The organism is Methylobacterium sp. EM32, from assembly GCF_040593685.1.
Taxonomy (GTDB): Bacteria; Pseudomonadota; Alphaproteobacteria; order Rhizobiales; family Beijerinckiaceae; genus Methylobacterium.
The window spans coordinates 21,769-29,331 of sequence record NZ_JBEXZS010000244.1; the positions used below are offsets into that span (position 1 = coordinate 21,769).

Below are 7,563 nucleotides of genomic sequence, written 5' to 3' on the forward strand. Positions count from 1 at the left end.
GGCGTCGTACCCCAAGGGGCATGAGCCAGACCGCCCGCTTCCAGAGCTTCGAGGATCCCAGCCACCGGGAGGGCGCGGCGCGGATCGCCGCGCTCCGGGCCGCGATGGCGCAGAGGGGATTTGCCGGCTTCGTCGTGCCCCGGGCCGACGAGCACCAGTCTGAATACGTGCCCCCCAACGCCGAGCGGCTGGCCTGGCTCACGGGATTCACCGGCTCGGCCGGCACCGCGATCGTGCTCGCCGACAAGGCCGCCCTGGTGGTGGACGGGCGCTACACCCTCCAGGCCGCCGAGCAAGTCGATACGAGCGTCGTCACCCCGGTGCCGCTGGCCGAGACCAGCGTGGAGGCCTGGATCGCCGCCAACCTGCCGGCGGGCGGGGTGCTGGCCTACGATCCCTGGCTGCACACCCCGGACGGGCTCGCCCGGCTCGAGCGCGCCGCCAAGGAGGCGGGCGGGCGCGTCGAGCCGACCGCCCTCAACCTCGTCGACCTCGTCTGGATCGACCGTCCCCCCGCCCCGCGGGCGCCGGTGGTGACCCATCCCGAGAGCCTGGCCGGAGAGGCGGCGTCGGCGAAGCTCGGGCGGGTGCGCGAGGCCCTGACGAAGGCGCGGCTCGACGCGCTGGTCGTGTCGGACCCGCACAACCTCGCCTGGGTGTTCAACCTGCGCGGCGGCGACGTCGCCCACACTCCCCTGCCGCTGGGCTACGCGGTGATCCCGCGGGAGGGTGAGGCGCGCCTCTTCCTCGACCCCGAGAAGGTGACGGAGGAGGCCGCGCAGGCCCTCGACGGCCTCGCCGCGCGGGACGAGCCGGGGGCGCTGCCCGCCGCGCTCGACGCGCTTGGCGCCGCCAAGGCCCGGGTGCGGGTCGATGTGGCGACCGGCGCCGTGGCGCTCGGCCGGCGCATCACGGCCGCCGGCGGCACGCTCGATGTCGGGCCCGATCCGATCACCGCCATGAAGGCGGAGAAGAACGCCGCCGAGATCGCCGGCTCCCGCGCCGCGCATGTCCGCGACGGCGCCGCGGTGACCCGCTTCCTCGCCTGGCTCGCCCGGGAGGCGCCCGGCGGGGCGGTGTCGGAGATCGACGCGGTGGTGCGCCTCGAAGCATTCCGGATCGAGACCGGCGCCTTACGCGAGGTCGCCTTCCCGACCATCTCGGGATCCGGGCCGAACGGCGCCATCGTGCATTACCGCGTCACCCGCGGCACCGACCGGCGGGTCCAATCGGGCGAGCTGTTCCTGATCGATTCCGGCGCCCAGTACGGCGACGGCACCACCGACATCACCCGCACGGTGGCGGTCGGCACCCCGAGCCCGGAGATGCGCGACCGCTTCACCCGGGTGCTGAAGGGCCACATCGCCATCGCCACCGCGGTCTTTCCCCGCGGCACCACGGGGGCGCAGATCGACGCCTTCGCCCGCCGCCCGCTCTGGGAGGCCGGCCTCGACTTCGACCACGGCACCGGCCACGGCGTCGGCGCCTTCCTGTCGGTGCACGAGGGGCCGCAGCGCATCGCCAAGACTGGGACGGTGGCGCTCCAGCCCGGCATGATCGTCTCGAACGAGCCGGGCTACTACAAGACCCGCGCCTTCGGCATCCGGATCGAGAACCTGGTCCTGGTCGAGGAGCGGGCGATGGCGGGCGCCGAGCGCCCGATGCTCGGCTTCGAGACCCTGACCCTCGCGCCGATCGACCTCGCCCTGGTGGTGCCGGAACTGCTCGACCCGCAGGAGACCGCCTGGCTCGACGCTTACCACGCCCGGGTGCGCGAGACGCTGTCGGATCTGGTCGATCCGCAGACCCGCGCGTGGCTGGCCGCGGTGACGCGGCCGGTCGCCGCATTCGCGTGAGGCGTGAAGCGGACGGCCTGACAACCTCTCCGGGTCATCCCGGGGCTCGCCTGGAAGGCGAGAACCCGGGATCCATAACCGCTGCCGATGTCGAACGAAGCGACCGGCGTTCCTCCTCACCCTGAAAGCTCAGCGGTTATGGATCCCGGGTTCCGCTGTCGCGGCCCCGGGATGACGATGGCGGGCTCGACGTCGGTCGGCCAATGCGAACAGGCGCCCAGGATCAGGCCGCACGCGGGACGCAAGGAGCCTGACAGTTAAATAAGTTGCTTATTACGCAATGTAACAGTTAAACAACCTATCGTGCTTCTCTATATACTTCGGCCTAAATCTCCGCGAACTGAACTCTGGCTCGGATCAGCACGCATTCTTCTCGATTACGCAACGCCGTCGCCGTACCATCCCGCTGCCGATCGCGGCAGGGGGAACACCGAATCATGAGGACGACGATGCTCGCGGCCGTGGCCGCCGGGGCAATGATGCTGGCCGCCCTGCCGGCGCGGGCCGAGGCGACGGATTGCGCGGCGGTGAGCGAGCGCCAGATCGAGGGCCTGTTCGACCGCTGGAACAAGGCGCTGGCGACGCTCGACGCGGCCAAGGTCACGGCGAACTACGCGCCCGACGCCGTGCTGCTGCCGACGGTGTCGAACATGCCGCGCACCGACCCGGCGATGATCCAGGAATACTTCGTGCATTTCCTAGAGAAGCACCCGCAGGGCATCATCAACACCCACACGATCAAGCTCGGCTGCAACATCGCGACCGATGTCGGCACCTACACCTTCCTGATCGACGGGAAGAACCCGGGCGAGCACGTCGTGGTGCCGGCGCGCTACAGCTTCGTCTACGTGCTGCGGGACGGCGAGTGGCTGATCGCGCACCAACATTCCTCGGCGATGCCGGAGCCGGTCGTCGCCGTCACCGCCGCCGCCAAGGAGCATTGAGGCCGGCAGCGGCGCCTCAATTGGCGTCGCAGGGCTCGGCCTCGTCGAGATGCGCGCGCAGCGTGATCTCGCGGGTGTCGATGCCGAGCCCGGGTCGGGCCTCGCTGGTCGGCGGGCGGGTCAGCATCGTGCCCCAGAACAGCCCGGTGGCGAGGGCGAGGGCGGAGAGAGCGGTCAGGACACGCATGTCGGCCTCCTGCGGCCCATCGTCGATGGGCCGGTCTGGTCGTCGGTGGTCTCATCGAGCGGGCAGGCGCCATCGGCCGGCCCACTGTGGCGCGGGCCCGCGTGGACGCATCGCCCCCAAGGTTCTCTCCAATCGTGCGCGATCGGATGCTTGGTCCGGCGCGCCGAAGACCAGTGACCGCCCCACCACCGGCACACACGACCGGTGATGCACGAACACGTCTGCTTCTTTATTCCCGACTGGCGTAGTGACAGACGTGCGCAGCGTCATCCCTCATTCTGATGAGATAGCGTCATATCGCGTTCACCACCGTCGCGATGCCCGGAACAACGAACCATCCATCGATCTATCTTGAGAGCGAGACAATCGTGTCATCGTGATCGGTCGGCCAGGGGCCACATCGCGCACCGGGCCTGACGCGGCGGCGCCGGGCAGGGTAGGCTGCAGCCAAGACGAGAGCCGGGAGGACACGGGATGCACGACGATCTCAAGCAGGCGGCCGACACGATCCTGCGGCGCGGGATCGACGAGGCCCCGCACCTGGCGGGGATCGTCGCTATGGCGACCGACCGGGAGCGCACGCTCTATGCCGGCGCCGCCGGGCAGCGGGGCGAGGACGCGCCGATGACCACCGACACGGTGCTGGCGATCTTCTCCACCACCAAGGCCGTCACTGCCACCGCCGTGCTGCAACTCGCGGAAGAAGGCCGGCTCGACCTCGACGCCCCGGCCTCGGCCTACGTGCCCGCCCTCGACGGGATCCAGGTGCTCGAGGGCTTTGCCGAGGACGGCGCCCCGCGCCTGCGCCCGCCGGCGCGTCCGATCACCACCCGGATGCTGCTGCTGCACACGGCCGGCTTCGGCTACGACATCTTCAACGAATCCTATGCCCGGCTCCTGCGCGAGAGCAAGCGGCCGGGCGTGACCAGCGGCACCCGCGCCTCGCTGATGACGCCGCTGCTGTTCGATCCCGGCGAATCCTGGGAGTACGGCAGCAACCTCGACTGGGCCGGCCAGGTGGTCGAGGCAGTGACCGGACAGCGGCTCGGAGCGGTGATGCGGGAGCGGATCCTCTCCCCCCTCGGCATGGATTCGACCGGCTTCGTCCTGACCGCCGCCATGCGCGCCCGCCTCGCGCGGATGCACCAGCGGGAAGCGAATGGCAGCCTGTCGGTCATCGCCGGCTTCGAGCTGCCGCAGGAGCCGGAGGTCGAGATGGGCGGCCACGGGCTCTACTCGACCGCCGAGGACTACCTGCGCTTCATCCGGATGTGGCTCAATGACGGCGCTGGCCCGCACGGGCCGGTGCTGCGGCCCGAGACCGTCGCGATGGCGGCGACGAACGGCCTCGGCCCTGATCTGAAGATCCGCGCCCTGCCGGGGGTGAAGCGCCACCTCTCGCACGACGCCGAGTTCTTCCCCGGGATGCCGAAATCCTGGGGGTTGAGCTTCATGATCAACGACGAGGCGGCGCCGACCGGGCGCTCGGCCGGGTCGCTCGCCTGGGCGGGGCTCGCCAACCTGTATTTCTGGATCGACCGGAATGCCGGGATCGGGGGGTTCTGGGGCACGCAACTCTTCCCCTTCGCCGATCCGGCCTCGGTGGAGAACTTTTTGGAGTTCGAGACGGCGGTGTATCGGAGCCTGTCCTGAAGTTTGCAGGACTTCGGGCTATCCCATCTTGGGCGTCAGAGCCTGCTTGAGACGACGGACCGAGATGAAACCCTCCGCGTCATCCCGGGGCCGCGACAGCGGAACCCGGGATCCATGACCGCTGACGGTTCAGGAAGATGCGGAACGCTGGTCGTCTCGGTCTGCACCGTCGGCGTTTATGGATCCCGGGTTCTCGACTTCGTCGAGCCCCGGGATGACGCAGTGCGATGTCGGAACGGACGCCGAATTGCTCGGTTCCATCCACGAAAATCGTTCACACCCCGATGAACACCCCGGCGATCGCCGCGCTGGTCAGGTTCGACAGGGTACCGGCGAGGATCGCCCGGAGCCCGTAGGACGCCACCTCCGCCCGGCGCTCGGGCACCAGGCTGCCGAAGCTCGCGAGCTGGATCGCGATCGACGACAGGTTGGCGAAGCCGCAGAGCGCAAAGCACAGGATCGCGGTGCTGCGGGGGCCGAGCTCGCCGCTCTTCAGGACCGGCGAAAGGTTGGCGTAGGCCAGGAACTCGTTGAAGGCGAGTTTTTGGCCGATGGCGCCGCCGACGAGCGTCGCCTGGTCCCACGGCACGCCCAGCAGCCAGGCGAGCGGCGCCAGCGCCCAGCCGAGCCCGCCCTCGATCGAGGCGCCCGGCATCCCGACGAGGCCGCCCGCAGCGGCGACGATGCCGTTGACGAGCGCGATCAGCCCGACGAAGGCGATCAGCATCGCGCCGACCGCGACGGCGACCGCGAGGCCCTTCTGGGTGCCGTCGGCGGCGGCCTCGATCACGTTGACCGCCCGGGTCTCGCCGAAGGTGACCCGCATGGTCGTGACCCGGCTCGGCTCGGTCGAGGGCACCAGGATCTTGGCGTAGAGGAGCCCGCCGGGAATCGCCATGAACGAGGCGGCGAGCAGATATTGCATCGGCACGCCGAGGCCCGCGTAGCCGGCGAGGATCGAGCCGGCGGTGGAGGCCGCACCGCTGGTCATCACGGCGAACAGCTCCGCGCCGGTGAGGAGCGCCAGGAAGGGACGGAGCGCCACCGCGATCTCGCTCTGCCCGATGAAGATGGTGATGACCGCCGAGAAGGTCTCGATCCGCGAGGTGCCGATCACCCGCTGCAAGCCTGCGCCGAGCGCCCGGGCGAGCGCCTGCATCACCCCGAAATGGTAGAGCACCGCGATGAGCGCCGAGACGTAGATGATCTGCGGCAGCACCCGCAACGCCAGCACGAACCCGCCGCCGCCGAACAATTCGAACATCTTCGGCTCGACGAGGCCGCCGAACAGGAACGCCACGCCGCGGTCGCCGTAGGACAGGACCGCCTGCACCGCGTCGGCGACGGCGCCGAGGGCGATGCGGCCGGCGGGCCAGAACAGCACCAGGGCGCCGAGCCCGACCTGGACCGCGAGCGCCGACGCGACCACCCGCGGCCGGATCGCCCGGCGGTCGGTCGAGAACAGGATCGCGATCGCGATCAGGACCGCGATGCTGGCGGCGGCGTGGATCAGGCGGTCCGGCATGCAGTCTTCCCCTTCGTCAGGTCCCAGCAAGCCTGATGCCGCATCGTTCAGTGCCCGTTCAAGCGCGACGGTTCGAGATGGGGCACGCCATGGTCCTGCCCGAAAACGAGGCGATCCAATGCGAAACCCTGGGCGAAAACCCGGGAACTCCCCCGATCGTCCGTCACGGGAGGGCAAACGCCATGAAGCCGCTCCGAATGCCGCCGCTCCGACCTCTGGTTCTCGCCCTCGCGGCCCTGGCGGGCCTGCTGGCCACTGCCCTCCCCTCGGCCGCGGCCGAGCGACGGATCGCCCTCGTGGTCGGCAACGGCGCCTATGCGGGCGGCGCGATTCCGACCGCCGCCAACGATGCCGGCCTCGTCGCCCAGACCCTGCAGGCGGCGGGGTTCGACGTTGTCGGCGCCCGCGACCTCGACGAGGACTCCCTGCGCCGCAGCTTGCGCGACTTCACCGACAAGGCCGCGGCGGCCGGCTCGGACGCGGTGGCCTTCGTCTACCTCGCCGGCTACGGCCTGCAGCTCGAGAACGAGGCCTATCTCGCACCCGTCGACGCCCGGATCGAGACCGCCTCCGACGTGCCGCTCCAGGCCCTGCGGGTCTCGGACTACGTCAAGCGCCTCGCGGCCCTGCCGCTCAAGGCCCGCTTCGTGGTGCTCGACGCCGCCCGCACGGCGCCGTTCCGCCTGCGCGGCGATCCGCTCGCCGGCGGCCTGCCGCTCGTCGAGGCGGAGCCCGGCAGCCTGATCGCCTACAACGCCGCCCCCGGCACCGTCGGCCCGGCCGAGACCGGGCCCTACGGGGCTTACGCGCTGGCGCTGGTCGAGATGATCCGCGAAGGGGGGCTCGCGCCAGCCGCGCTGTTCGAGCGGGTGCGGCTGCGGGTGGCGGAGGCGACAAGCGGGGCCGAGGTGCCGTGGAGCGCGTCGCGCATCGACGCGCCGTTCGTGTTCCTGGAGCGGGAGGCCGGGGCGCCGTCGCTCGCCGGGTTCGTGCCGCCGCAGCAGCCTCTGGGCGAGATCGGCGCGCGCGAGGCCTACGCCGCCTGCCTCGGCCGCGACACCCTGGCGGGTTACGAGGAGTTCGTCGCCGCCTATCCGCGCGACCCACTCGCCAAGCGCGTGCGGGCGATCATCGCGGCCCGCCGCGAGGCCCTGACCTGGCGGCGCAGCGCGCTCGCCAACACGCCGGAGGCCTACTGGTCCTATCTCGGCCGCTACCCGCGCGGGCCGCATGCCTGGGACGCCCGCCGGCGCCTCTCGGCGCTCGCCGCCGCCTTCGCGCCGCCGCCGGATTACCGCGTGCTCGGTCTCGCGACGGTACAGGTTGGCCGGGCCGACCGACACCACGCCCGGCGAGAACACCGAGTACTGCGTGCCGTTGGCGGTCTGGGCGAACACG

The 7,563-nt window shown here is 70.9% G+C and carries 6 protein-coding genes; 4 read left to right on the plus strand and 2 right to left on the minus strand.

Features of this window, described 5'->3' with window-relative positions; all coding sequences use genetic code 11:
* Positions 1-20: 20 nt before the first annotated feature.
* Positions 21-1,856, plus strand: coding sequence for an aminopeptidase P family protein (locus tag ABZT49_RS30695; protein ID WP_355291910.1), 1,836 nt, complete (start codon positions 21-23; stop codon positions 1,854-1,856).
* Positions 1,857-2,293: 437 nt separating this feature from the next.
* Positions 2,294-2,800 (plus strand): SgcJ/EcaC family oxidoreductase, encoded by a 507-nt coding sequence (locus ABZT49_RS30700; protein ID WP_355291912.1) that lies wholly within the window; start codon positions 2,294-2,296, stop codon positions 2,798-2,800.
* A 16-nt stretch (positions 2,801-2,816) separates the two neighbouring features.
* Here the strand turns inward: ABZT49_RS30700 and ABZT49_RS30705 are convergent, their stop codons facing one another.
* On the minus strand, positions 2,817-2,987 hold the full coding sequence (locus ABZT49_RS30705) for a hypothetical protein (RefSeq protein WP_355291914.1): 171 nt from the start codon (positions 2,985-2,987) through the stop codon (positions 2,817-2,819).
* Positions 2,988-3,461: 474 nt separating this feature from the next.
* Between ABZT49_RS30705 and ABZT49_RS30710 the strand changes: the two genes are divergently transcribed.
* Positions 3,462-4,640: a serine hydrolase domain-containing protein gene (locus ABZT49_RS30710; RefSeq protein WP_355291916.1), complete on the plus strand. Its 1,179-nt coding sequence runs from the start codon at positions 3,462-3,464 to the stop codon at positions 4,638-4,640.
* A gap of 274 nt (positions 4,641-4,914) precedes the next feature.
* Here ABZT49_RS30710 and ABZT49_RS30715 read toward each other — a convergent pair whose 3' ends face one another.
* Positions 4,915-6,165: a nucleoside transporter C-terminal domain-containing protein gene (locus ABZT49_RS30715; RefSeq protein WP_355291918.1), complete on the minus strand. Its 1,251-nt coding sequence runs from the start codon at positions 6,163-6,165 to the stop codon at positions 4,915-4,917.
* A gap of 197 nt (positions 6,166-6,362) precedes the next feature.
* Between ABZT49_RS30715 and ABZT49_RS30720 the strand changes: the two genes are divergently transcribed.
* Positions 6,363-7,563 (plus strand): caspase domain-containing protein (locus ABZT49_RS30720; RefSeq protein ID WP_407943602.1); only part of this gene is annotated, 1,201 nt, incomplete at its 3' end.

What these genes read in the sequence shown, in the direction of transcription:
- ABZT49_RS30695 (WP_355291910.1), top strand. Translation starts at nt 21, where the DNA reads ATGAGCCAGACCGCCCGCTTCCAGAGCTTCGAGGATCCCAGCCACCGG.
- ABZT49_RS30700 (WP_355291912.1), top strand. Translation starts at nt 2,294, where the DNA reads ATGAGGACGACGATGCTCGCGGCCGTGGCCGCCGGGGCAATGATGCTG.
- ABZT49_RS30705 (WP_355291914.1), bottom strand. Translation starts at nt 2,987, where the DNA reads ATGCGTGTCCTGACCGCTCTCTCCGCCCTCGCCCTCGCCACCGGGCTG.
- ABZT49_RS30710 (WP_355291916.1), top strand. Translation starts at nt 3,462, where the DNA reads ATGCACGACGATCTCAAGCAGGCGGCCGACACGATCCTGCGGCGCGGG.
- ABZT49_RS30715 (WP_355291918.1), bottom strand. Translation starts at nt 6,165, where the DNA reads ATGCCGGACCGCCTGATCCACGCCGCCGCCAGCATCGCGGTCCTGATC.